The following is a 26430-nucleotide window of genomic DNA, read 5'->3' on the forward strand; positions in this document are numbered from 1 at the left end:
CAATTGTTTAGCCATTTGTAAACTCCTTTCTCTTATTGTAAACGAAAAGTAGACAGTTTTTATTTTCTGTCTACTTTTCTTGTCCTAGTTTATTTCGTTTTCTCAATTAATTATTCATTAACGTTTTTTTCAGTATCTTAAACGGTGAATTAATAAACCAAATAAGATTAATAATATTAAGATTGCAACTGATGTAACTGAAATAAATGGTACTCATCAACGGTCTTCCACTGTGTGTGTTGAATTGCTGTTGTTTCCAGGAGTTGGGGTTGGTGTTGGAGTCACATTATTTGACTTAGCTAATAAATCGCCGATTACTTTTGTTAAGGTTGCAATAACATAGTCTTTTTGAGCATTTTCTGGTAATTTGTATTCTGATAAATTATTTTTCTCAAAAATATTATTAATGTCTGTAACTACGTCAGCTATTTTTGTATCGTTATCATTTGTAGCTTTAGCAGTAAGAACTTTAATTTGATCTTCTAATTCTTTAATTTTTGCATCTTTTTCAGCAATTGCAGTTTCATTATTTTGAATTGTAGCTTTTAATCTGTCAATTTCTGCTTGTTTGTTTTGATTGCTTTGTTCTAACTTTTTAAGAATTGCTTTAGCATATGCTTCATAAAGATCTGATGTACGAGGAACATATGGTTCACCATTTAACATTGAAGCATATTCTTGTGATTTTGCTCTAATAACTTCATCTTTAATGTTGTTAGCTTCTTGCATGAATCATTCTTTTGTTTCTTCTGACATGTTCGCTAATAATGATTTAATGCCCTCTAATGAAACATATTGAGTAATCATGTCGCCATAGTGTGAAGAAGCGGTAGTAATTTGTTGAACTGTTAATCAGTATTCTTTTTGTTTAATACTTTCCATTGCCCCTTTAATAGCTTCTTGGCTTAATGGTAATAATCCTAAGAAGTAGTAATTTTTACCTAAATCAACCTTTTTTTGATTATCCAATCCGTATGTTTCGTTAAGTTCTTTCATTAAGGTAGTAACTTTGTCTGTAATTAGAACAATATTGTTATTTTGAAGAGTTTGTAAAATTGTCTTTACTGAGCCATCAATTAAATTTAATTTTTGGTCAGATTCAGCCAATTTAGCTTTAGTTTCTTCTAATTCTGCTTTTACTTGTTCTAATTCTGTTTTTACTGATTCAAGTTCAGCCTTTTTCGCTTCTAATTCTGCTTTTGTTCCTTTTAGCTCTGCTAAATCTTCTGCAATTTTGGCTGATACTTTTTTAACATATTTATCTAAAATCATTGATGGTTTAATTTTGTTATCGTATCCATAAGGACTTGGGTCTGCAGAAGCTATTTCTTCTTTTAATTCATTATGTGCTTCAACATAAAGCTCTTTATATTGTCCCAGTTTTTCTTTTTCATAGAACTTTATAAGTGTATTGAACAATTCTTTTTCAAATCATACTTCTTGAGCATATTTTCCTGTGAGTTTTGCCATTTGAACAGCAGCATCGTATTTACCATCATTAACATACTTTTCAATATTTTCTTTGAAATAAGTGTCAAAACCTTTTTTCATTTCGGTTAATCATTCAGCGCCAAAGTCGAAAGTTATTTCTGGTTTTTTCTCTTCAGGAAATAATTTATAAAAGGCGTTTGATACCACACGTTTATAGTAATTAAAATACAATTCTGCCCTATTAAATTCTTGAACAGCCTGATCTGCACTTGTGTGGTCCATTAACGAATCTAAAACATCTTTTAATGCTTTTTTCAATTCTTCTTGAGTCATTGAATTAATTTTTGTTTCATAAGCAGGAGCAGCTGATACCATTGGTGCAATAGTAGCTGTTGCTGCTAAAGGAGCCAAAACAAAGCTTAATTTTTTAAATTTATTTTTCATAATATTTATCCTTTTGCTTTTATATTTTTTATATTTAAATATTAATATTAATTTTAAATATGCATATTATATATTTGAATTATATTATTATTTTTCAATTTTTTTGTAAATTAAATTCATAGCAGTAAAACAATTATAAAAATATCAAAAAATAGTTTTTTAGCACTTTTTTTCTTTATTTTTTAACTTTTTGCTATTTAATTTATAATATTCACTATAAAGGAGCAAAATGATAGTACAAGAAATTACTCAAAAAGAATACGAAGAAGAAATTGCAAACAAGGAAGAATTATATGTTTTAGTATTCCACGCAACATGATGTGCACCATGTAAAATGTTTAAAATTACCTTGGATGAATTAGCTAAAACTAACAATATTCCTGTTTATCGTGTAGATGTTGATAAATATCCAGAATTAACTAGAAAATTTGGAGTTATGTCTATGCCTACTTGATTTATTTTAAAAAATAAAGAAGTTGTTCAAGAAGGTTTGGGCTATATGCCTTATCCAACATTTGTTAAAGAAGTTGAAAAACATCTTTAAAATGAGCAGTAAAACTGCTTTTTTTAATATTTTTATATAATTAAAATTATGAAAATTATTAGCGAAAATCGTAGGGGTTTACATAATTATAAAATAATAGACACATATGAAACGGGTATGGTTTTAGATGGCTGAGAAGTTAAATCAGCTAGAGCTCAAACCGTTAACTTAACTAATTCGTATTGTTTCTTTCGTAGTGGCGAATTATTTCTATATAACGCTACTTTCAAAAGTTATATGCTTCAAAAAAATGATGAAACTAGAGAACGCAAATTATTAATGCATAAAAATGAATTGACCAGATTGAATAGTAAATTAGACAAATTGGGAAATGCGACAATTGTTCCTAAAAAAATTTATTTTAACAACCAAAGCAGAATCAAATTAGAAATTGCTTTGGTTGTTGGTATGAATAAGGCCGATAAAAGAGAAGAAATTAAGAAAAAAGAAAATGACAAATATTTAGCGCAAATTAAAAAATATTACTAGCAACCACTAGTAATATTTTTAATGAAATATAAATTGATAAATCAAGAAACCACAATTAGTTGCAATGGCAGCAAAAGCAGTAATAGCAATTATTACAATAGCCAAAATCATAAAAATGTATTTCAAAGAATCTTTATAGGTTTGTTCCGAAATGGCTTTTTTATTTCTTTGTGAATTAATTACATCAATTCTGGCTTGTCTTCAGTGTTTTTTGTATTTTGTCAAATATAGTGAAAGAACTATAGCAACAACTAAACAAGAAAGAAAAAGAATTGTTGTAAAAATGTAAATTCAAGTGTAATCTTTATCTGTTGAAATGCTTTTTAAATCAGCAGATTGATATACTTTTGTAAAATAACTAATCATTATATTTATTATATATTAAATTTAATCATTTATTTCTTTATTGCTTTTTGGACATTTTTATAACTCTTGCGATGAATGGGTGATGGTCCAAATTGTTCTAATTTTTCTTGATGTAATTTGGTGTTATAACCTTTATGTTGTTTAAAGCCGTAATTAGGAAAACGCTTATCTCATTCTTCCATTATTTTATCTCTGACAACTTTTGCTAAAATAGAAGCTGCAGCTACGCTAATACTAATTGAATCGCCTTTTACCAAATTAAGCTGTTTTATAGATATATTAGGCAAATGTTCAAAATCTGTTATTACTAAATCTGGTTTAATTTCAATTTCAGTGCAAATTTGTTCCATACCATTTTTAGAACTTTGCTTTGGATTATGTTGATCAACATATTTTGATGCCAAAACAACTATTTTATAGGCTAATGCATCTTTAATTATTTGTTCAAATAATTGTTCTCTTTTCCTTAAGCTAAGTTTCTTTGAATCGTTGATTTCAGTATTGACATAATTTTTAGGTAATATTACTCCTGCTACTACTAAAGGTCCGGCACAACAGCCACGACCTGCCTCGTCTAATCCTAAAATTAATTCAAATTCTTGACAATTTTTTATTTCAAAATCTAACATAAAATCTCTCCCAAAAGAAAAAACCAAACAAAGTTTGGTTAATTATTATTAGTATTATTTGTGTTATTTAATGAATTTAAAATGGTTTCAACTAATTCTTCTCTTGTCATTGACTGATAACCTCTAATATATAACTTTTCAGCTATTTCAAATAATTTTGAATTTGGTTGTTCCATTAATTTTTCTTTATTTTGTTCTCTTTGGCTCTTAGCAACTGTTTCTTTAACATCTTCTTCTGTATAAGTTGAAGATGTTGTTTCTTCATTTATATTCTTTTCTTTATCAATTGGCGCTCCAAATAAATTAGCTAAAAATTCATTTTGAATACCACTTTTTGCTAAATCTTCTTGAAGTTTTAACATTTGTTGATATTGTGTTGCTCTAACAAATGCTGCTTGAATTCTTGAAACCAATCTCACAAAAACAATATATAAAATTAAAAACACAAGCATGCTAACTATTTCAATAATAGTTAGTGTAATTTTTGCTGGATAATCAGTAGCTGACTTCCATAAATCACCATAATTTGTAATTGATAAAATAAAATTAATTATTGTAGAAAATAGATAAACAAAGAATAACATTAAAGGTACTCTTGAAATTTTTAAAAATGTTTTACTTTTATATGACATTATTATTCCATATGAAATTCAAAACAATAGTAGCATAGAAATTACTAAGATAACACCGCTCCAAGCTAAACTGCCGTTATATAGACTGGTGATTTCCTCGCCTGATTTTTGTCCTGCATAAGATGAACTAATTTCTCTAATCAGTTCTTGTTTATTAACAATTGTCAAAACAAATTTAGTTAGAAAAATTGCGAAAACCACTATAAATGAAGCTAATGTGCCAAATATTCCATATCTAAAATAAGGTTTTTCATATTTGTTTCAAAGTTCTTTAGGGTCTTTGGCATTTTTTATATATTCAGAACCATAGACTGTTGAAAAGAATTTTTTAAAACTAGAAGTTTTATTTGTTTGTTCCATTATTATCTCCTTTTTTTAAAGCTTCAAAATCGAAATCAGCTATATCAAATTCTTTAGGAATTGGCGCATAAACTTCAATTTCTTTGCCACTTCTCGGATGAACAAAATTTAATTTGTAAGCATGCAATCTTTGGCCGAAATCGTCAATTTTTGTTCCATAAGTTGCATCTCCATAAACTGGATGTTTTAAATAAGCCATATGAACTCTAATTTGATGCGTTCTTCCAGTTTCTAAATCACACTGAATTAATGAATAAGGTTTCTTATCTAAGTAAAAAGTTTTTATTAACTTAACATTAGTGATTGCTTCTTTACCATCTTTGTTCACATCAATCATTTTGCGGTCTGATTTGTGTCTAGCCAATGGTAAATTGATTTTCATATTTTTGTGTTTCAATAAACCTTCAACAATAGCCACATATGATCTTTTGATTTCGTGTTTTTTTAACATTTCAGCTAATTGATTGTGAATTTCATTGTTTTTGGCAATTAATAATAAACCGCTAGTGTCTTTGTCTATTCTATGAACTATTCCAGGTCTTAGTAAACCATTTTCATTTGATAAATTGTTTTTAAAGTGGTGTAATAAACCATTAACTAATGTGTCATCGTAATGCCCTGGTGCTGGATGAACAACTAAATTAGATGGCTTGTTTAATATTACTAAATCATCGTCTTCATAAACAATGTCCAAATCCATTTCTTTTGGTAAAACATTAATTTCTTTATCAATTAACTTAGTAATTGTAATTTTCATTCCTTCGTCAACTGTAAAATTAGGTTTTCTAACTAAAATATCATCATTTACTGAAACAGCACCTTCTAAAATTAATTGCTTAGCATCGTTTCTTGAAATATTTGAATTATCAGAAATATATTTGTCAATTCTGTCTTTGTATTCTACATTTATTTTTAACATAATAATTATTATAATAAATATTAAAGATTTAAGATATTAAAAATTAGCAGACTAATAATTAATCTGCAAATTTTTAAATTCCAAAATAAAGATTGTTTAAATTCAATTTCACATCGCCCAAATTAACTATTTCATAGCCTTTTTGAAGACAATAAGATAATACTTGGTTAATCTGTTTATCATTAACATTTAAAAAATATTTGTTGTTTTGAAACTTAAATTGAATTTTATTCTGAATTAAATACTCTTCAAAAGATTTGGTATCATAATTTGCTAAACTCATTTGTTTATTAAAACCAAATGATTTTAACTTGTCTATAACTTTTCCACTGTCTAAGACTTTTCCATTTTGCAATACTGTAAAGCTATCAATATATTGCTCTAGTTCTGACAAGATATGGCTAGATATAAAAATGGTTTTACCTTCTTTATTAAGGTTTTTAATCAAATGGAAAAAGTCTAATCTTGCTGTTGGATCTAAGTTCGCTGCTGGCTCATCTAATATTAAAATTTCTGGATCATTTAATAAAGCTTGCATTAAAAGCACTTTTTTCTTTTGGCCTGAAGACATATAAAAAGGGCTTTTATTTAAATCTTTTTCATCAAAGTTGAATTTAGCTATTAATTCATCTATTTTTTTCTTAATTTGATTTTTAGAAAGCTTAGACATTTTTCCCATTTCCATTAGGTATTCTCTAACATTTAATTTTTTAGGGAAAATTGCTATTTCAGGAATATAGCCTATGCTATTTCTTGAACGAACATCAGTATGAAAAGTGCCATTAACATAAATTTGACCTTTAGCTGAAGGATAAAAACCTAAAATAGATCTTATTGTTGTTGTCTTGCCAGCACCGTTATCTCCAATGAAACCGTGAAATTCTCCCTTATTGACTTTAAAGGTCACTTCATCTAATGCAAATTTGAAATCACCGTTGTCTAAATAAAAAACTTTGGTTAAATTATTAATTGATAAGGCTAAGTTCGGATCAATTTCTGTTTTTTTATTGGCTATTTCTTTAAATTTGTGTCTTAATTCTTGTTTATTTTTTCAGTATTTTTTTGTAAATAAATTTCAAATTTTCATTACTTATAATCCTTCTTTAAAGAAATTGCTCAGCCGGCAATTATTGCCAATAAACCAATTATTATTGGTGTTAAAATTGCAACATAAATGTTAAAGCCATCTGTTCTACTAAATTCAATCAAATTGTTTTGCATAACATAGAATGTTACAAAGTTTTTGTCATGTAAATTGAGATTTTCAACATCTTTATTAGCTAAATCATTTAATTCTGTTCATTCAACAACTAATTTTTCTTCGCTTATTTGTAAGCCTGTTAAAGAAGTTAAAACTGTGTTTTTAAGCATTAAAGTTAGCTTTTCTTTGAATTCGCCAAATTTTTTCATCATTTCATTGTAGGCATATCTTTCAGAAACACTTGCCAATTCATCAATTTTTGGTTGAATATTTTGAGCAATTTGTTCAACTAATTCTTGCACAAAGCCCATTACTTGTTCATCATTGCCAATGTTTGTTAAATATTGTTTAATTTTTTCTAAACTAGCTGTTTTATAGTCTTTTTCAACATCATAAACACCTAATGAATTGTTTTCAATGTTAGTTAAAAATAACTTTCTATCAAAGCCTAAAAGCTTACCTCATAAAAGAAGATTAATTAATTTAAGATTATTTAAATTTTTCTCTGTTGATGATAGCGAAGAGGTGTAATTAAGATAGCGATTGCCTATAACACCACTATTCTCGCTTGCGTTAGTATTGTAATTATTAAATAAGTTGATAAACTTGTTTAAGTTATACCCTAATAGAACATAATTTTCTATGTTGGTTTTTTCGTCGTGAACTTTAAAATAGATATTTTGGTCGCTATTAATAGCAAATTTTTCTAAATAACTATTGATCTCTCCGTCTTTAATTACATCAAGTTTTGTATAAGTTGGTTTTTTGTAATCAGAAATTATGTCGTTATTGAATAATATAAATGTTCTATAGAAATATTCACTATAGTTAAGTCAATAAATTTTTCTATAAAATGAATTGTTATATTCATTAATTGCTTCAATTTGGGTAGTATAGTTTGGCTCATTATTATATGTTTCAAAATATTGATAGGCTGTTTTATTTGTTAATAAAACATCAAAATCATTATTCAACTCATTTTTTAGTCTATCAACTTGTCGATTCATTTTAGAAATATCTTTGCCTAGCGGAACAACTAATCTATTTCTCATTGAATCATAAATCTTAATGTTGTCACTAACAAGAGGTTGATATATTATTGAAAAAATCATTGATATAAAAAATGGAATAACACCAATTAAAATTTGAAAAAGCTTCACTTCAACAAAAAGTTGCACAATTGCTGAAATACCAATAATAAAAATTAAACCCAATGCTATGGCTATTCCCATTGCTAATGTTGAAGAAAAGGCAAATCAGACAGTTAGTTGTGGAATAATTGCTATGCTAATGAAATTGCCCATTAAACATACTAATAAGGAAAAAAAAGACCCTATGAATGTAGCAAAAATATTAGCAAAATAAATTTTTGTTCTGCTAATTGGCTTTGAGAAAGAAATCAGTTCTAAACCTTCCTGGCGATATTTGAAAAATATAGTCATTCCCGTAAAAGTACCAATTACATATGTTGTAAATAGCGCAAAAGCAGATAAATTTCTCGAAAGAAAAGATGAATTAAATATGTTTGCTACTTCATTTGTATTTTTGATCGCCAAATAAAGTGCTCCTCTTATAGCTATAAAAAATAGGCCTAAAATAAGCGGTACTATATAAGATGATTTGTGTCTAAAATAAAGTTTTAATTGTAATTTTAAAAACGCCAACATTATAAAATATACTTTTCTATGGTTTTGGCTAAACCGCCATTTTTATAGTCAAATTCGCTAACTATATTAGCAATTTCTTTAAGGGGTCTAACACCATTAGCCATTGCAATTAAAGTTCCTACTACATTAGCGGTTGAAGCATCATTCATTGAATCACCAAAATGCACACAATCTTTTAGGTCAACATTTTCACTAGCGGCATAAATTCTTTCTGCTTCGCCTTTTGAGCAATTAAGAGCTGTAACTTCTAAGAAATTATTTTTTTCTCCGGCATATGAAACTGTTAATTCATCACTGAATTTTTCACTTAATAATTTATAAAATTCATCAACTTTCTTTTGTTTTGGATTCCAAAAAATAAGCTTATACACTTCAAAATTATTTTGGAAATGTTCATATTTTTTAGGGTTACCTTTTTTAAATAAGATGCCTAATTTAAAAAAGATTGATTTTGTATAACTATGGTTTCTAAAATCCGAATTCAAAATAGTTGTTATTCTGTGTTTTTCAGCTAATTTAAAAAGTTCTGATACAACATGTTTTTTTACATGCTTTTCAAAAATAGTTTCGCCGTTTTTAATTACTTTACTTCCGTTTCAAAAAATTATATTTTTTCCTAAGCCTAATTTTTCATTAATTTCGAAAGTTCTCTTAAGTTCACCTCTTCCGGTTGAAACTACTACTTGAATTCCTTTTTGTAAACATTTTTGAACTGCATCAACGTTTTCTTGACTAACAAAAGCCTGTCCTTTTTCTTTAATATCTAGGGTTGTACCGTCTAAGTCTATAAATATTATTTTTGTATTATTCTCTTTTTTCATATGTTTATTATAAATTAATAAATATTAATTTTATTAATTCGTTTTTAGTAAAAATTGACTTTTTGCTAATTTTTATGTTTTTGAACAATGTTATAAACTCTTTGATACTTTTCTAATAAAAGCCTTTAATGGCACTGTTATGCTTTAAAAATAAAAACACAGGCAATGCTGTGTTTCTATAATTTGATTGAACCTTTAACCTGTTCTTTAGCTTGATTGATTTCGATAATTTCAATGTTTATGGTATCTCCGGGATGGAAATGATCATAAACGTTGTTTATTTTTTTGTTGTCTTTAGTAATTTTTGAAACGTGAATAAAAGCTGTTTGTTTAAGGCCAATATAAGCAAAAATAGCAAAATCAGTTATGTTTAAAATTGTTCCATCTACCACCATGCCGGTTTGTAAATCTTCAATTTTAAGAATGTCTTCTTTAATCTTGTAACCTTCTTTATTGCTTCTTATATCTTTTGTTGGATTTATTAATGCTTCAATAATTTGTTTTACATCATATATATTGCTATTTAATTTTTCGGCTAGTTCTTCTTGATTTATTTTTTCTAATGTTGCTATATCAATATCTGATAAATCAATGTTTAATAATTCAACTATTTTATAAGCTAATTGGTAATTTTCAGGGTGAACACTAGTCTTATCAAAAAAGTTTTTAGAGTCATAAATGCGTAAAAAACCAACACATTGTTCATAAGCTTTTTCACCAAGACCCTTAACTTTTTTTAATTGTTCTCTGTCCAAGAATTTATTGTTTACTTTTCTATATTCAACAATGTTTTCAGCAGTTTTTTTAGTTAAACCTGAGACATGTTGCAAGATGTCAATTGTTGCGCTATTTAAATCAATGCCGACTAAATTGACTACTTTATTTACTTTGAAATCAAGAGCTTTATTTAATTCTTTTTGATTCAAATCGTGTTGATATTGGCCAACACCAATTGATTTTGGATCAATTTTAACTAATTCATTCAATGGATCTTGGTATCTTCTACCGATATTTACAGCTGATCTTTCTTCTACTGATAATTTTGGAAATTCTTTGTTGGCTGATTCTGAAGCTGAATAAACACTAGCTCCAATTTCAGAAACAATTGAATAACCTATGTGTTCATCAATATATTTGCCTTTTCTTTCTTTAAGAACTTTGGCAACAAACTCTTCTGTTTCTCTTGATGCTGTTCCATTACCAATAACAATAATATCAATGTCGTATTTATCTAAAATTTTGTTAACTATTTCTTTAGATCTATTAAATTCGTTTTGTGGCGCATTTGGATACATTTTTAAAACTTCTCTTAAATCACCGTTTTCATTTAAAACAGCCATTTTACATCCGTGCCCAAAACCTGGGTCAATTGCCAAAATCTTTTTGCCTTTGACAGCAGGTCACATAAGCATTGATTCTACTTGTTCAGCAAAAATTTTGATAGCTTCTTTTTCTGCTTTATCAAATAAATCATTTTTGATTTCTCTAATTATTGATGGATAAATTAAACGATCTAAAGCGTCTGTTAATGAATTGTAAATGATTGTTCCTGTCCTTTTAATCTTGAAAAATTTGTTGTTAAGTTCATATTTAATGGTATTTTCATTGAACTTTATGTCGTATGAAATAACTTTTCTTTCTTCAGCTCTAGATATTGCTAGTATTCTATGGTTGGGAATTCTATTTACTCTTTCACTGTGTTCATAGTATATTGCAAAAACTTCTTCGGGATCATTGTCATTTTTCTTTTTCTTTGTTTCTATAGTTCCAAAGTTGAAAATTTGTTGTTTAACATATTCTCTAGTTTCTACATCTTGTGAAATTCATTGGCTAATGATGAATTGTGCTTGTTCAATGGCGAATTCAACCGTTGGGACTTTGTCATTCAAATACTTTTTAGCTTCATTAAATGGGCTAAATTTATCGTCGTTTGCTTCAAAAATTGCTTTAGCTAAGGGTTCTAAACCTAAAGCAATTGCATCAGAAGCCTTGGTTTTTTTACCAACTTTGAATGGTTCATAAATATTTTCTACTTCTGCTTTTGTTTCAGCTACTAAAAGTTTTTGCTCAATTTCAGGTGTTAATAATTTTGCTTCTTTTAAAATTGTGATTATTGCTTCTTTTCTTTTATTAAGTTCAACATCATATTGATATAAATCATCAATTTGTTGAATGATTTCTTCATTTAAACCGCCTGTTTGCGCTTGTCTATAACGAGCAATAAATGGAACTGTTGCTCCTTCTCTAAGTAAATCTAACACAGTGTTAATTTGGTTTTCATTTAGTTGCAATTTATTTGCAACATTTTTTATTGAATTATTCATTTCTCTCCTTTTAACTATAACCATTATAGTACTTTATTAATAATATCTAAATAAATAAAAAAGACTAATTTGCCTATGAAATAGACTTTTTAGTCAAATTAAATTTCAATAAATTCAAAATTTTTACTTATGTCTCTCATTAATGAACTAGTAATGTGCGAGTTTTTTTCTACTTCTTTGGTAAATACATTTACTAAAAAATTAAAGTCATCAGTAGAGGCAAAAATCATCATTTTGTTGTTTTCAATTCGATAACTAATAATTTCACCTAAAACATCATTTAAAAAATAATTTCTTGGTCTAATTAATGAAAAATTATCAATTATCAAAATATCAGGTTTTGTTTTTAATTGTTGGATAAAGTGTTCGGCTCCAATTTTATTAGCAATTAAATTATTTACATATCTTTGTAAATCATTTGCTTTTAAATAAGATGCTTTTAAATTCTCTGAAGCACAATAGTTAGCTATTGCTTGTAATAAAAAGCTTTTTCCACTTTGTTCAGCCGAATAAACAAAAATATTTTTTAAATTTATGTTTTCCGTATTGTTGGGGTTAGCAATTCAAAACTTAATTTTGTTGATAATTTCTTTTTTATTAATTGCTTTGTTCGATGTATTGTATGAAATACTATTAAATCAACATTTATGGTCGGGGTAATTAATTTCAGTAAAAAGTAAGTTTTTATTCTTTAAAAATTCTTTTTTATATTTTGAATTTAAATGAAAGGTTTTTTTAGTTTGAATACTGCCATCACTTGCTCTTTTTAATGAATATTTATATGGGTATTTGCCTGGATTTTCAATTGCCGCAATTGCCTCAAGAAAAAATTCTAAATTCTCTCTAATTTCTTGGTCAGTAATTTCAAATTTATTAAATAATTCTTGAAGAAAGCTAAATGATTTTAAGTAATTCATTGTTCTTGAGCTTAATTTTTCATTTGGAAGGTTTTCTAATATTTCATAATTCATTTCAAAATCTTTTTTCATGTTGATTTAACCTACTAATATTGTGATAATAAACCTTCTTCTTTAGTTAATCCCGTCATATATGAAGCTTTTCATAATGTTTTTTTAGTTACTATATTGCCTTTTTTATTTTTTATTAATGAATCTAAATAGTTTTCAATAGATTCAAAATCATTAATTCCTTGGCTTTTAAAATCTTCTAAGATAGTTTGAACATGTGGAATAACTACTTTGCTATTCATTTCATAAGAATATCAAAACACTAAATTAATAATTTGATTTTCAAAACCTAATTCTTGAGCATAGTCAACTAATTCAAAAACATCATCTTCAGCATCGCATTTTAACAATTGTTCATAATATTTAATTGGTTGAGATTTTAAAATTGCTTCATATAAATTATCAAATTCATATGTATTTTCCAACAATAAAGAACTTGGAGTTGAAAAAAGATCATTAATAATTTTCTCGTGTTGATCATCTTCTGTTTCAACTTCAAAATCAAAAATATCATCATATGTAGCTGAAATTTCTTGTAAATCTTCAACTTTAATTAATTCATTAACTTTATGTTCATTAATTAAAGCATTGTAATTTTCTTTACCAATGATTTCCTTTAATTTTGTGCTTAAAATAGGATTTCTATTAAATGATTTATTGTTAAGCGGTTTTTCTAATTGAAATAATGTAACTTTTCTAAAATCATCTTGGTAAGTTGATAATAATGACAATGATTCCAGTTTATTTCTAGCAGCATTTAACTTGGTCGCAGAAATATTTAATAAGACAGCTAAATTATCAAAATTTTTATAACCTGTAATTTTACTTTCTACTAAGCTTAGATCTCTTAAGTATTCATATAAAGCAATAGCGTCTGCACCAATTATTGGAGTATAAAACTTGCGTAAATTTCTTAAATCTTCTCCAGAAATTGAAGTTTCAAACTGGATTTTAAATGAAGAATATTTTAATGATTTATGCATAATTTTTCTCCTTTTTTAGCCTCTAAATTTTTGACCGTAATGCTATTTTATAGAAGAGAAATTAGATAATCCATTTTTTTCTGATTTCTTAAAATTGTGCTTATGTTATAAGCATAGATATCCACAATTGGTTTTTTGCCAAAAAGTGCTTTTTTTATTCTTTTTGGGTCGTTTTTTTGATTTATTCACTTAATTGTGAATTTATCCACACCTTTTTTGTAGAGATTTTTTAAGCGATTTTTTTCAAAAATTGACACGCATAAAACGCCAGAAAACAAAGAAAAAAAATCATAATTTTTTGAATCTAAATTTGGTATTTCAACAAAATCAAATTTTTGGGAAGATAAAGCATTGCCTAATATTGGGTATATACATTTTTCTAATACATTTATATTATTGTTGTTTTGGGCAATTCATGTTTTGATCTTGTCCTTAGATATGCCATTATCATCATTTAAAAAAGTGCCTATTTCTTGGTTTATAGCCTTAAATAAAAAACCGTCTTTTTTGTATTCTTTTTCAATAAAATTATCACAATTAAAAGTTTGATAACCCTGCTTTGTCAAAAAATTTAATAGGGTTGACTTACCTGCCCCGCTTTTTCCAATTATCGCAATCATAAAATTAACTTAGAGCTAATGTAGCACATTTTCTGTAAGCTTTTACTAAACCAGAAGCGCCAAGCTCTTTACCTCCAAAAAATCTAACAACAAACACTGCTTTGTTTTCTATTTTTTTTAACATCATTACTTCACGAATAGGTTTGCCCGCTGTGCCTTTTGGTTCACCATCGTCATTTGCCCCTGAATTTATCACACCGTTTTCAATATAAACATATGCATAACAAATGTGTGTCGCTTTTTTATATTCTTTTCTTAAGTCTTCAAGTATGGCGACTAAATCATCTTTATTTTTGATATCAAAAGCATAACTATAAAACTTCGATTTTTTAATTTCTAAATAAGCAGGTGTTTTATCCATAATTATTAAATTATATATGTTTAAAAATATTAATAAATTAGCAAATGACAATAGCTTAAATTTTAAAAAACAAAGCAACAAAATTTCTGTTGCTTTGCTAAATTAAAAAAGAAATAAAAAAAATGGGGCGAATGACGGGATTCGAACCCGCGAATGACGGGACCACAACCCGCTGTGTTAGCCACTTCACCACATTCGCCAAATAGCTTAGTTATTATATATCAAATTAACTAAATACATATAAAATATTTTATTATGAACAAAAATATTAAAAATTATGATGCTATAGTAGTTGGCGGTGGGCATGCTGGTTTAGAAGCTGCTTTCGCTTTATCTAAAAAAGGACACAATACTTTACTTATTTCACTTGATAAAAATCGTTTAGGTATGATGCCATGTAATCCTTCTATAGGAGGGCCTGCCAAAGGAATTATCACAAGAGAAATTGATGCATTGGGTGGAATGCAAGGTTATTGAGCCGATTTAGCTATGATTCAACTTAAAATGTTGAATCAATCAAAAGGTCCAGCGGTTAGAGCTTTAAGAGCGCAGATTGATAAAGAAAAATATAGTCAATTAGCCCTTGAATACGTTTTAAAGCAACCTAATTTATTACTTCTTGAAGGCGTTGTTGAAGAAATTCTTACTGATGAAAATAACAATTTCCAAGGTGTTAAACTAGAAAATGGTGAAACCATTTTAGCTAAAGTTGGTGTGATTACAACGGGTACATACATGGATTCAAGGATTTTAAGAGGTTCTGATGTAACAAAAAGTGGACCTGATAATCAGAGAACAACTTCAAAATTAAGTCAATCATTGTTAGAAAAAGGTTTTACAATTCAAAGATTAAAAACTGGAACACCTCCAAGAATTTATTCTGATTCAATTGATTATTCAAAAGTAACAGAAGAAGTTTTAGATGATATTAATTTAAGTTTTTCAAACAGATCAAATGTTAAATTACCAAAGCAAATCGCTTGCTATTTAACTTATACTACACCTGAGACACATAAAATAATTAATGAAAACTTAGATAAAAGCGCTATGTATTCAGGGTTAATTGAAGGAATCGGACCTAGATATTGTCCATCAATTGAAGATAAAATAGTCAAATTCTCAACAAAAGAAAGACACCAAATTTTCTTTGAGCCTGAAACAGCTGATGGTTCTATAACTTATGTAAATGGCTTTTCAACATCAATGCCTATTGAAGTTCAAGCAGAAATGATCAAAACTATTCCAGGCTTAGAAAATGCTAAAGTGCAAAAATGAGCTTATGCCATAGAGTATGATGCTATTGACCCACTTCAATTACTTCCTACATTGGAAACTAAAGTTGTTCATGGTTTATTTACAGCTGGACAAATCAACGGAACTAGTGGTTATGAAGAAGCGGCCGCACAAGGTTTAATAGCTGGAATTAATGCCGGTCAAAAATTAGAAAATAAAGAAGGAATTGTAATCTTAAGAAATCATGGATACATAGGGGTTTTAATTGATGATTTAGTAACTAAAGGCACAAAAGAACCTTATAGAATGCTTACAAGTAGAGCAGAATATAGATTATTACTTAGAAACGATAATGCAGACATTCGTTTAGCTGATTATGCTTTATCAGCAAATATGATTACTAAAGAGGAATATGATCAAGTTATCAATAAATACAAAATGATTGATGACAAAATCGAAGAATTAAATAACACTTTCCTTTCTGGAAAAAGTGATGTTGCTGAAAAATACGGTATTTTTAATGGACAAACTCTGTTAAAAGTACTAGCAAGACCAGAAGTTGATCCAATTGATGTGTTAGGTGACTTTCCTTATTCTGATGAATTAACCATTATGGTTAGATTACATGGCTATATTGAAAAGCAAAAAAGCGATGCTAATAAAGCTGTTAGATTAGAAAATTATAAAATTCCAAGCGATTTAGATTATGACAGTGTTGTAAATATTGCCACTGAAGCAAAACAAAAACTTAAATTAATTCGTCCTTTAACCATTGGTCAAGCAAGTAGAATTAGTGGTATAAATCCAGCAGATATTCAAATGCTTCTTTTCCATTTAGAAAGCAAAAAACATAATGAAAAAAATTAAATTAATTGCTGTGGGCTCATTATCTCCAGACATTAAAAAAATTTTTAACGATTACATAAAAAACATTCAACACTTTTGTTCATTTACACAGGTTGAAATCAAAGAGTTTAGTGAAATCAAAAATCTTGAAGAAAAAAAGTTGCGTGAAACTAAACTGATTTTAGAAAATATAGATCAAGGCACAAAAATTGTTTTACTTTCTTTAAAAGGCAAACAATATAAATCTGAACAATTCGCCTATGAAATAGTTAAAAACGACAATTTAACTTTTATAATTGGCGGTTCAGATGGAGTTATTGAAAACTTAGTTAATGCGAATTATAAAATTTCATTTTCTGAAATGACTTTCCCACATCAATTGTTTAGAGTTATGCTTGCTGAACAAATTTATCGTGCTTTCATGATTCAAAATAATAAAAAATATCATAAGTAGTAAATATAAAATTAAGTTTTTATATTAAAATTAAATAATATATTTATCAAAAGATAAAAAGGAGACAAAATGTCAAACAAAACAATAGTTTTAGATGCTAAAAATTCTGAAATTTCTAAATTAGTAGAAGTTAAAGGCAAAGATTGAGAAGATTTAGTTAAAAAAGCAAAGAAAGAAATTTCTTCAAAATTAAAAATTAAAGGATACCGTCCTGGCAAAGCTCCACAAAACATTATTGACAAACACATTAATATGGGTGATGTTTTAAATAGAGCTGTAAACATGTACATTAGTGCAAACCACACTAAATTCTTTGACGAAGTTAAAGCTGAAAATAAAAGAGCTGTTAATGTTCCTTCATTAAATGTTGAAAGTATAAGTGAAACAGAACTTAAAATGCAATTTGTTTACCCTCTTGAAACAGATTTAGACAATGTTGATTACACAAAATCAGATGCTAAATTTGTTTTGGACCCAGTTAATGACGAAGCAATTAACAAATACATGTCAAGTAGATTAAACTCAGATGCTTTATTAATGCCATTAGGTGATAAAGACTTAACACAATTAGGCGACACAGTGACAATTGATTACAAAGGTTATGTAAATGATGAACCGTTTGAAGGTGGGGAAGCTGAAAACTACCCATTACAATTAGGTAGTAAAACATTTATCGACACATTCGAAGATCAATTAGTTGGCAAAAAAGTTGGCTGAAAAGGCGAAGTTGTAGTTACTTTCCCAGAAAGCTATCCAGTTGCTAAATTAGCCGGTCAAAAAGCTCAATTTGATGTAACAATTAAAGAAGCTAAAAGACCACAAGAAATTAAATTAAATGAAGAAAATGTTTCATTACTTAACCTTGGTGACAAAGTTAAAACAGTTGAAGATGCTAAAAAAATTATTAGCGTAATTTTACAAAAACAATATGCTCTTCTTTCACTTGACAAATATATTGATCAATTATTTGCTGATGTAATTGCTAACAATGAAATTAATGTTCACAAAAACGTTTTAGGAAATGCTATTGCTCAAAAGAAAAATCAAATTAAAGCATTACTTAAACAACAAAATGTTAAATTCCAAGAATACCTTGAATTATTAGGCCAAAACGAAGAACAATTAGATGAATTAATTGCTAAAGAAGAATTATTAAATGTTAAACGTTCATTAGTAATTGGACACTTAATTGAAGAATTAAGAAAAGATATAAAAGTTGAAGAAAAAGATTTTGAAGAATTAATTAAATTCCACGCTTTATCTTCAGGTATTTCATATGATGTTGTTAATTCATTCTTCAACTCAACAGAGCAATCAAAACAAAGATTAGCATTGCAAATTGAAGACTTAAAAGTTAAACAAGCTATTTTAGCTAAATACAACAGTAAAGGTGCTGAAGAATTTGCTAAAGCTTTAGCAGATGCAAATAAAGCTATCGATCAATTAGTTGAAGTTAAAGCTACTGAAGAAACAAAAGCTGATGAAGCTAAAAAAGAAAAATAATAATTAATATTTAAAAAATAATGCATTGGGCGTTATTTTTTTTATAGTGTTGTAAAATTTACATAACTATAAATAATGAAAGGATTAATATGTTATTTAAAGAAATATTAACTAAAAAAACAAATGATGTTTTATTAAAAGCCTTTTTTAAAGGCGACGAAGCAAAACCTCATTTAATTGAAAAACAAGGTCAAATTACAGAATATCTTAATGAAAATGTTGCATACATTTACTTAGGAGAAAAAGATAAATTAACAGAAGAATCATTAGTTGGCATTTTTAAAGGTATTTTAGCTTCTCAAGGTAGAACATATTTAGTAGATATTGCTTCATTCAAAACTGACAAAATCTGCAAATGCGCAATCATTCCTGCTTTGGTTAGAGCAGTTTACTTTGTTAAAGCTGAATTATTCAAAGAAAAAACCACATGTACAGGTTGCAAATCAAATTATGAATTATTACCTTACTTAGAAGAAGTTCCAGCTGTTGTTCAAGAAGCTTTTGAAAAAGAAATTATTTTATCTGAGGCAACAAACTTTGCTAGAAACTTACAAATTATGCCACCTAACGTTTGCAACTCAGAATATTTAGCTGATTATGTTGCTAACGATTTCAAACAATACGAAAACTTAAAAGTTACTGTTTTAAACAAGAAACAAATTGAAGAAAACAAAATGGGTCTTCTTTTATCAGTTAACCGTGGTAGCATGTATGAACCACGTGTTGTTGTAATTGAATACAACGGAAACCCTGAAAGTGAAGAAAAAACCGTTTTAGTTGGTAAAGGTATTACATTCGACTCTGGTGGTTACTCATTAAAAGGCGCAAGACACATGTTAGGCATGAAATTTGACATGTCAGGTTCAGTTATTGTAGCTTCAACAATGAAAGCTATTGCTCAATTGAAACCTAAGAAAAATTTTGCTGCTGTTATGTGTATTACAGACAACAGAGTTAATGGTGATGCTTCATTACCTGACTCAGTTTGAACATCAATGAACGGTAAAACAGTTGAAATCAACAACACAGATGCTGAAGGTAGATTAGTAATGGCAGATGGTTTAACATATGCTGTAAGAAACTTAAAAGCAACTCGTTTAATTGATGTTGCAACTTTAACAGGCGCAATTCTTTCTGCACTTGGTACAACTTACACCGGTATTTGAGCAACATCAGAACAAGCATGAGAAGATATTTCTAAAGCTGCTAAAAGAGGTGGCGAATTAGTTTGAAGAATGCCATTTGATGAAGCTTTCGCTGTAAATATCAAAAAATCTAAAGTTGCTGACTTGAAAAACACAGATCTTTCAGGAATGGGTGGTTCATGTTCAGCTGCTATGTTCTTAAAAGAATTCACAGAAGGTGTTGAATACATTCACTGTGACGTTGCTGGAACAGCAGAAATTAATGAAGAACCACAAGGTGTTTTGGTTCACACATTAACAGAATTAGCATTAATGTAATTAAAAGTCCCGATTTGGGGACTTTTTCTTCGCTTCTTTGTTAATTAATGTTGTTAGCGATTAAACTTACACTCAATTTATAAATTCTGCTTAATGTTTGAATATCATTTGTTCATTGTAGTTTAATATCAATTTCTTGCGGACTTTTTCTTTCATAATCAAAATTTAACCTGCCTTGACTTGTCTTAAAATTAGCAACTATATCATTCATAAAAAATGGCACTATTTTGTCATCTAAATAAGACTCATTTTCAACAATTTTTACAAAACTATAATAATTTTTTAAATTAATATCTGGAAAAATGCTCATGTCTTCGCGATAAATCCCCTTGTTTATAGGTGGTTGATCTGGTTGCTTATCTAATTTTGTTTTGTTAGAAGTAACTAATGCTACTGGCAAAGCAATAGCAGCTAAACAACCAAAAGCGCCACCAAATACAAGCAACTTCTTTTTTAATGTTCACTTAAATTTCATTATTTCTCCAATTTATTAATCCATTAATTGATGTGATGTTGCTGCTTAAAAATTCTTCTGATTTGTTTAAATGAATACTATATTTTAATTCTTCATCAAAATTTTCGTCGGCATGTGTTATTTTTAGTCTTATTTTTCCCGAATCAAAGTCTAATAAAGGTTGAATATTACTCTTATTATCATTAACAATTATTTTTATTTTGTCTTTTTCTTTACCTGTTCCATAATAGTCATAACTAATTACAAATGTATTTGTAAAATCTCCACTAAAGTTGTAAGGAATTATCAAACCATTGTTTTTTAACTTTTTAGATAAAACCACTGTTTTACTGTCGAAATCATATTCAAAAGGTAAATCCACAGCATAATCAATTCATTCTTTAAAAACATCATTTTTATCAAACATAGGACTAATGATAGAGCTATTAAGGTTGTTTTTGTATTGATAATATATATTGTTTAGAAAGATATTATAAGATGGCATTCTCATCTTAAATGGAGCATAAGTATGATGAAAACTGTAGTATTTACTGAAGTTTGACACATTTGAACCAAAATCAATTGCATCTTTGTTATAAAGAATGTGACTAAAATGAGAATCACATAACTGCGCTTTAGCATTTGATTCATAGTCAAAAATGGTTGTTGCTATATTATTTATAGGTTCTAAAAAGTCTATTGGTTTAGTTTTGAAAGTTAATGCGTCATAATATGTATCCATTACTGGATTTTCAAAATGCGAACCAAAATAAAAGTGTCATTTATTTGGAATTTTTATTGAAAGGTCATCCCCCATTTGTTTATTTATTAAATATTCGTCTTTTATTACATTCTTTTTTACTATCTGAAAATGATTAACATCTTTAGTATTTATTTTATTTTCAAGTGTTATTGAAAAAGTTTCAAAGTCTTGGAATGAAACTCCTAAATCTTCTGGAGTAAACTTAAATGCAAAAACCTTATAGTTATCAGATTTTTTAGTATGCATATACATTTTGTTAAAATGCGATTTTTCAATAACATCAAGTCCTAGCCTTGATTCAAAAAGTTTTGAAGAATCTAATCTTTTTAATAATTTGCCATTTACTGCAAAATTAATTTTCTTTAATAATTTTTCTAATTGATTTTCTTTAATAAATAATGTGGCTAATAAGAAAAATTTGTTATCTTGATAGGTTCTTCTAATAGCAACGGTCCCAAGAGATGCCAATCATCTTTCATCATTGTGTTTATTAAATTCTGCGCAATCTTTTCTTATTAAATCTCACTTTTCTTTTTGAATTTCGATACTTTGATTTCTTTGCTCATTACTATTTATTGTTGCATTAGTTGTTAAGATAATAGTACAAAAACTCCTCTACCGCTTTATTCTTGTACTTATAGTAATTTGTTTTGCAAAAATAATCTTCGTATCAGTTTTTATCACTATATTTAGTTAAAAAATCATTTTCTATTATTAGTTTGCTAATTTCTCCTAACATTTCCATTACTTTTTGTAATCTATTTTCTGGTTTAAAAGGCTTATCAACACTAAAGTGCTTTTGAGTTTTTAACATATGGTAGCGTTTGCTATTATATTTTTCAATATTGCATATTTTTTCAACTGTTTTATATTTTTCCTTATTACTTAACTCTATAAAAAAATTTGAATTCATTGTTTTCCCCTTTCATAAATAAATAAACTGATTAATTTATTAATCATTAAAAAATGAACAAAATGCGGAAAAAATGCTTAATTGTTCATTGGTCGATAAAAAAATAATGGCATAGCCATTACTTCTTATAATCTATTATGTTTTTTCATTTTAAAGGTCATTTTTTAGGAGTTTCTTCACTTTTTTTAATGAATACTATAAATGATTTGTCAGTGTATTGTGAAACTGACACATCTTTCTTTTTGTTAGGGAAAAAAGTAAAAAATTCATTTAATTCTTCTTGATAATTTTCGCCTTTAATTAGATAAAAATAACCATTTAATTTTAAGAGGTGGTGTGCCATTAAATACATATTTTTCACTGAAGATACAGCTCTTGCGGTTACAACATCAAAAAAGTGGTTATAACTTTTTTCTTCTTCAGCTCTATTATTAATAACATTTAATCTAAGATTTAAAGTTTTAGCCACATCTTCTAAAAAGTCACATCTTTTCTTTTGGCTTTCTAAAATTGTCAAGTCAATTTTTTCCGGATTAGCTATTAAAAAAGGTAAAGACGGAAAACCGGCTCCTGCTCCGATGTCAAGAAGTTTAATGTTTTGATCTGTAAACTTATCCTCAAAAGGCTTAAAAGCCTCAAGTGAATTAATTATGCCTTCTGAAAAAATTTCTTCTTGGCTTTTAAATCCTGTTATATTCATCACTTGATTTTTTTGATGAATTAATTCAGCATATTTTTTTAATTTATCTATATTTTTCATGCTTATTTACTTATGTTTTCAGCAAAACTTGTATACAAATCAGAAATTGATTGACCATTAATATGACATTCAATAACACCTGATAAGAAAGTATCTAGACTAACAATTTGTAATTTAGTAAATTTGCCTTCAATTTCAGAATTATCAATTGAATCTGTAATAATAACTTTTTCAACATCGGGATCATTTTCAAAAACTTCAAAACCTTTGGTAAATAATCCGTGTGTGGCAGCAATAACAATTTTTTTAGCACCATTTTCTTTAAGTGTATGAACTGCTTTTAAAATTGTTCCACCTGTGTCAATTATGTCATCAATAATAACTGCATTTTGGTCTTGAACATCACCAATTAAGCCCATAACTTCTGTTTGATTTGTGCCAATTCTTCTTTTGTCAATAATACTAATTTTAACTGTGTCAGCAATTAATTCAGCTAATCTTCTTGCTCTCACCGTTCCACCATGATCTGGTGAAACTACAGTGAATGAATATTTTGATTCTCTAATTGCTTTAGCTAATGTGTAAGCACCTCTTAAATCATCAATTGGAATATTAAAGAAACCTTGAATCGCTGGGTTGTGTAAGTCAACAGCGATAACTTTTGTAGCACCCGCTGTTTGTAATAAGTCAGCTACTAATTTTGCACCAATTGGTTGGCGACCACTTTCTTTACGATCTTGTCTAGCATAACCATAGTAAGTTAAAACAATATTGATTGATTTTGCACTAGCCCTTTTTAATGAATCGATAAACAATAAAAGTTCCATTAAATTAGAATTAACAGGTCTTGATGTGCTAGCAATAACAAAGCAATCTTTCCCTCTTACTGTGTCTTGGCTAACTAACATTGTTTCGCCATCGGCAAATGTTGTTTTTTTAATTTCAGAAAGTTTAATTTCAACTTTTTCAGATATTTTGTTTGCTAATTTTAAACAATTTGGCATTCCAAATAAAATTACATTTTTTCTTTGCATTTTTCCCCCGAATATGATTATTATAATTAATTATTACAATATAAAATGTAATTCAAATTATTTGAAAAATTTCTTTACTTTTTAAATATAAAAAAGTCTATTTTATAGGCCTTTTAATTAATCTCTTTGATTTGCAATGTTCCAGCTAATACATCTAAAACATATTTCTTTTGTGGGTGTAATGAATTTTCCACAATTTTCAATGCTAAAAGTGATTCAATGGTGTTTTGAATATATCTCTTAATTGGGCGAGCGCCAAATTCAGGATCATATGCCGCATCAACAACATATTGAGAAATTTTTGGTGTATAAGTTAAATCAATATCTTTAGCTTCTTTAACTCTTTTAACAAGTTTATCTAACTCTAAGTTAACAATTTCTAGCACTGTTTTTTCATCTAGAGGTTTAAATGTAACAATTTCATCTAATCTGTTTAAAAATTCAGGTGTTAAATGTTTAAGTAAAATGTTTCTCAATTCTGAACTACTTATTTGACCATCTAAAATGTCAGTGGCGCCTAAATTAGATGTCATAATTACAATTAAATTACGACAATTAATTAATCTTCCTTTTGAATCTGTGATTGTTCCATTATCTAAAATTTGTAAAAGAATATTCAACACATCTTTATTTGCTTTTTCAATTTCATCTAACAATAAAATTGTGTATGGGCTTTTTCTAATTCTATCAGTTAGTGAATTTGAAGCATCATAGCCAACATATCCTGGGGGAGCACCGATTATTTTAGCTACTGAATGTTTTTCCATATATTCAGACATATCTAATCTAATCATTTGTTTTTCGCTATCAAATAATGTTGAAGCTAATGTTCTAGCTAATTCTGTTTTACCAACACCAGTTGGTCCCAAGAACAAGAATGATGCTAAAGGTCTATTTGGATCATTGATGTTTGCTTTTGCCCTTAAAACGGCTTGTGTAACTACTTTAATCGCCTCTTTTTGACCTTTAATTTTCTTTTCAAGTTCGCTTTCAAGTGATAAAAATTTTTCTTTTTCACCTTCTAATAACTTGCTTACTGGAATATTGGTTCATTTAGCAACGATTGAGGCTATTTCTTCTGGTGTGACGCTATCTTTAATCAATGTGCTTGAAGAATTGTTAATTTCGTTTTCAATTGTATTAATTTCTTTTTCTACTTTTGGTATTTCAACATACATTAATCTTGAAGCTGTTTCATAGTTGCTTTCGTTCTGTGCGATTGTTAAAATGTGTTGTAAATTATCTAATTTACTGCGTAAGTTTGATAAATAATTTAATCTTTCTTTTTCTTTATTTCATCTATCCTGTAATTCATCAATTTGTTTTTGGTATTTAGCAATCTTTTCTTCGACTTCAGCTAGTCTTTCAGAATGTTTTTTCTTATCTTCATTTGATAAAGCTATTTTTTCCATTTGCAACTTAGCTATTTTTTGTTTAGCTTTTTCTAACTCTTCTGGTTGAAAATTAATTTCTGTTTTGATTGTAGCAGCTGCTTCATCAACTAAATCGATTGCTTTATCAGGTAAGAAACGATCTGTAATATATCTTGCGCTTAATTTTGTAGCAGCAATTAAAGCATCATCTTGAATTTTTACGTTGTGATAGTTTTCAAAACGTTCTTTAATTCCACGCAAAATAGTTATAGTGTCACCCACTGTTGGTTCATGAACATCAATTTTTTGCATTCTTCTTTCGAGAGCGGCATCTTTTTCAATATATTTTCTATATTCATCAAAAGTTGTTGCACCAATTAAATGCAATTTACCTCTTGCCATTAATGGTTTAATAATGTTTGCAGCATCCATTCCGCCATCACCGGTTTTACCAGTACCAACAAGCATATGAATTTCATCAATGAACACTATTATTTCACCATTTGAATCTTCAATTCTTTTAAGCACTTCTTTAATTCTTTGTTCAAATTGACCTTGGTATGAAGCTCCAGCAATCATACTTGCTAAGTCTAATTCAACTACATCCTTATTTTTAAGGTTTTCTGGAACTTGCCCTTCAACAATTTTTCTTGCCAAGCCTTCAACAATAGCTGTTTTACCCACGCCAGGCTCACCAACTAAAACAGGGTTGTTTTTAGTCTTTCTACTTAAAATTCTAATCATTCTTCTAATCTCATCATCTCTATTAATAACGGGATCTAATTCATTTCTGGCAGCTAAATCAGTTAAATTTCTGCCATATCTTTTAAGAACATCTTCCTTTTCATTTTTTTTGTTATTAGGATTAATGTTATTAAATAAATCATCTAAATTATTAAAATCCATATTTAGCCTCCTTATTTTTTAATGATAAT

Annotated in this window: 25 protein-coding genes and 1 tRNA gene; 6 read left to right on the forward strand and 20 right to left on the reverse strand. The window is 27.9% G+C overall.

Annotation, left to right across the window (positions count from 1 at the left end):
• Nucleotides 1-117: 117 nt before the first annotated feature.
• Nucleotides 118-1875 (reverse strand): coiled-coil domain-containing protein, encoded by a 1758-nt coding sequence (locus T395_RS03390; protein WP_036458408.1) that lies wholly within the window; start codon nucleotides 1873-1875, stop codon nucleotides 118-120.
• Between the two features lie 229 nt (nucleotides 1876-2104).
• Between T395_RS03390 and T395_RS0102130 the strand changes: the two genes are divergently transcribed.
• Entirely contained in the window at nucleotides 2105-2419 is a 315-nt protein-coding gene (locus T395_RS0102130; protein ID WP_051617809.1) for a thioredoxin family protein, read from the forward strand.
• A gap of 48 nt (nucleotides 2420-2467) precedes the next feature.
• Entirely contained in the window at nucleotides 2468-2908 is a 441-nt protein-coding gene (gene smpB, locus T395_RS0102135) for an SsrA-binding protein (RefSeq protein ID WP_029512853.1), read from the forward strand.
• Between the two features lie 18 nt (nucleotides 2909-2926).
• Here the strand turns inward: smpB and T395_RS0102140 are convergent, their stop codons facing one another.
• The 13 genes from T395_RS0102140 to T395_RS0102210 form a co-directional block, all read right to left on the reverse strand.
• Nucleotides 2927-3274, reverse strand: a complete 348-nt coding sequence (locus T395_RS0102140; protein ID WP_029512854.1) for a hypothetical protein — start codon at nucleotides 3272-3274, stop codon at nucleotides 2927-2929.
• Nucleotides 3275-3303: 29 nt separating this feature from the next.
• On the reverse strand, nucleotides 3304-3903 hold the full coding sequence (locus T395_RS0102145) for a ribonuclease HII (RefSeq protein WP_029512855.1): 600 nt from the start codon (nucleotides 3901-3903) through the stop codon (nucleotides 3304-3306).
• Between the two features lie 38 nt (nucleotides 3904-3941).
• Nucleotides 3942-4895, reverse strand: a complete 954-nt coding sequence (locus tag T395_RS0102150; protein WP_029512856.1) for a hypothetical protein — start codon at nucleotides 4893-4895, stop codon at nucleotides 3942-3944.
• Complete coding sequence (locus T395_RS0102155) at nucleotides 4879-5814, reverse strand: RluA family pseudouridine synthase (protein WP_029512857.1); 936 nt, start codon at nucleotides 5812-5814, stop codon at nucleotides 4879-4881. Before T395_RS0102155 ends, T395_RS0102150 begins: the two co-directional genes overlap by 17 nt.
• A 73-nt stretch (nucleotides 5815-5887) precedes the next feature.
• Nucleotides 5888-6901, reverse strand: a complete 1014-nt coding sequence (locus T395_RS0102160; protein ID WP_029512858.1) for an ABC transporter ATP-binding protein — start codon at nucleotides 6899-6901, stop codon at nucleotides 5888-5890.
• Entirely contained in the window at nucleotides 6901-8571 is a 1671-nt protein-coding gene (locus T395_RS0102165) for an energy-coupling factor transporter transmembrane component T family protein (RefSeq protein WP_156933074.1), read from the reverse strand. Before T395_RS0102165 ends, T395_RS0102160 begins: the two co-directional genes overlap by 1 nt.
• Nucleotides 8572-8681: 110 nt before the next feature.
• On the reverse strand, nucleotides 8682-9503 hold the full coding sequence (locus T395_RS0102175) for a Cof-type HAD-IIB family hydrolase (RefSeq protein ID WP_029512860.1): 822 nt from the start codon (nucleotides 9501-9503) through the stop codon (nucleotides 8682-8684).
• A 176-nt stretch (nucleotides 9504-9679) separates the two neighbouring features.
• On the reverse strand, nucleotides 9680-11827 hold the full coding sequence (locus tag T395_RS0102180) for a helix-hairpin-helix domain-containing protein (RefSeq protein ID WP_029512861.1): 2148 nt from the start codon (nucleotides 11825-11827) through the stop codon (nucleotides 9680-9682).
• 98 nt (nucleotides 11828-11925) lie between these two features.
• Nucleotides 11926-12816, reverse strand: coding sequence for an ATP-binding protein (locus T395_RS0102185; protein WP_029512862.1), 891 nt, complete (start codon nucleotides 12814-12816; stop codon nucleotides 11926-11928).
• Between the two features lie 14 nt (nucleotides 12817-12830).
• A complete protein-coding gene (locus T395_RS0102190) occupies nucleotides 12831-13778 on the reverse strand; it encodes a DnaD domain protein (RefSeq protein ID WP_029512863.1) in 948 nt (315 codons plus the stop codon).
• 47 nt (nucleotides 13779-13825) lie between these two features.
• On the reverse strand, nucleotides 13826-14398 hold the full coding sequence (locus tag T395_RS0102195; RefSeq protein ID WP_029512864.1) for a dephospho-CoA kinase: 573 nt from the start codon (nucleotides 14396-14398) through the stop codon (nucleotides 13826-13828).
• 4 nt (nucleotides 14399-14402) lie between these two features.
• Nucleotides 14403-14759, reverse strand: a complete 357-nt coding sequence (locus T395_RS0102200; RefSeq protein WP_029512865.1) for a YigZ family protein — start codon at nucleotides 14757-14759, stop codon at nucleotides 14403-14405.
• A gap of 123 nt (nucleotides 14760-14882) precedes the next feature.
• Nucleotides 14883-14958 (reverse strand) — tRNA-His (locus T395_RS0102210).
• Nucleotides 14959-15014: 56 nt separating this feature from the next.
• On the opposite strand from T395_RS0102210, the gene mnmG reads away from it, so the two are divergent.
• From mnmG to T395_RS0102230, 4 genes are all read left to right on the forward strand, one after another.
• Nucleotides 15015-16859, forward strand: a complete 1845-nt coding sequence (gene mnmG / locus T395_RS0102215; RefSeq protein WP_029512866.1) for a tRNA uridine-5-carboxymethylaminomethyl(34) synthesis enzyme MnmG — start codon at nucleotides 15015-15017, stop codon at nucleotides 16857-16859.
• The gene (locus tag T395_RS0102220) at nucleotides 16846-17292 is read left to right on the forward strand and encodes a 23S rRNA (pseudouridine(1915)-N(3))-methyltransferase RlmH (RefSeq protein ID WP_029512867.1); all 447 of its coding nucleotides are present in this window, start codon (nucleotides 16846-16848) and stop codon (nucleotides 17290-17292) included. Before mnmG ends, T395_RS0102220 begins: the two co-directional genes overlap by 14 nt.
• Before the next feature lie 69 nt (nucleotides 17293-17361).
• The gene (gene tig / locus T395_RS0102225; RefSeq protein WP_029512868.1) at nucleotides 17362-18795 is read left to right on the forward strand and encodes a trigger factor; all 1434 of its coding nucleotides are present in this window, start codon (nucleotides 17362-17364) and stop codon (nucleotides 18793-18795) included.
• Nucleotides 18796-18884: 89 nt separating this feature from the next.
• Nucleotides 18885-20258 carry a M17 family metallopeptidase gene (locus tag T395_RS0102230; RefSeq protein ID WP_029512869.1) on the forward strand — a complete coding sequence of 458 codons (1374 nt, stop codon included), beginning with the start codon at nucleotides 18885-18887 and terminating at the stop codon, nucleotides 20256-20258.
• A 40-nt stretch (nucleotides 20259-20298) separates the two neighbouring features.
• Here the strand turns inward: T395_RS0102230 and T395_RS0102235 are convergent, their stop codons facing one another.
• From T395_RS0102235 to T395_RS0102260, 6 genes are all read right to left on the reverse strand, one after another.
• On the reverse strand, nucleotides 20299-20733 hold the full coding sequence (locus tag T395_RS0102235; protein WP_029512870.1) for an MHO_1590 family protein: 435 nt from the start codon (nucleotides 20731-20733) through the stop codon (nucleotides 20299-20301).
• Entirely contained in the window at nucleotides 20723-21943 is a 1221-nt protein-coding gene (locus T395_RS0102240; protein ID WP_029512871.1) for an MHO_1580 family protein, read from the reverse strand. Before T395_RS0102240 ends, T395_RS0102235 begins: the two co-directional genes overlap by 11 nt.
• A 115-nt stretch (nucleotides 21944-22058) precedes the next feature.
• Entirely contained in the window at nucleotides 22059-22388 is a 330-nt protein-coding gene (locus T395_RS0102245) for an MG284/MPN403 family protein (protein ID WP_029512872.1), read from the reverse strand.
• A gap of 118 nt (nucleotides 22389-22506) precedes the next feature.
• Complete coding sequence (rsmG, locus tag T395_RS0102250) at nucleotides 22507-23148, reverse strand: 16S rRNA (guanine(527)-N(7))-methyltransferase RsmG (protein WP_051617811.1); 642 nt, start codon at nucleotides 23146-23148, stop codon at nucleotides 22507-22509.
• Between the two features lie 2 nt (nucleotides 23149-23150).
• Complete coding sequence (locus T395_RS0102255) at nucleotides 23151-24122, reverse strand: ribose-phosphate pyrophosphokinase (RefSeq protein ID WP_029512874.1); 972 nt, start codon at nucleotides 24120-24122, stop codon at nucleotides 23151-23153.
• Nucleotides 24123-24235: 113 nt separating this feature from the next.
• Nucleotides 24236-26401 (reverse strand): ATP-dependent Clp protease ATP-binding subunit, encoded by a 2166-nt coding sequence (locus tag T395_RS0102260; protein ID WP_051617813.1) that lies wholly within the window; start codon nucleotides 26399-26401, stop codon nucleotides 24236-24238.
• Between the last annotated feature and the right edge of the window lie 29 nt (nucleotides 26402-26430).

Source organism: Mycoplasmopsis iners ATCC 19705 (assembly GCF_000701805.1).
GTDB classification, from domain to species: domain Bacteria; phylum Bacillota_I; class Bacilli_A; order Mycoplasmatales; family Metamycoplasmataceae; genus Mycoplasmopsis; species Mycoplasmopsis iners.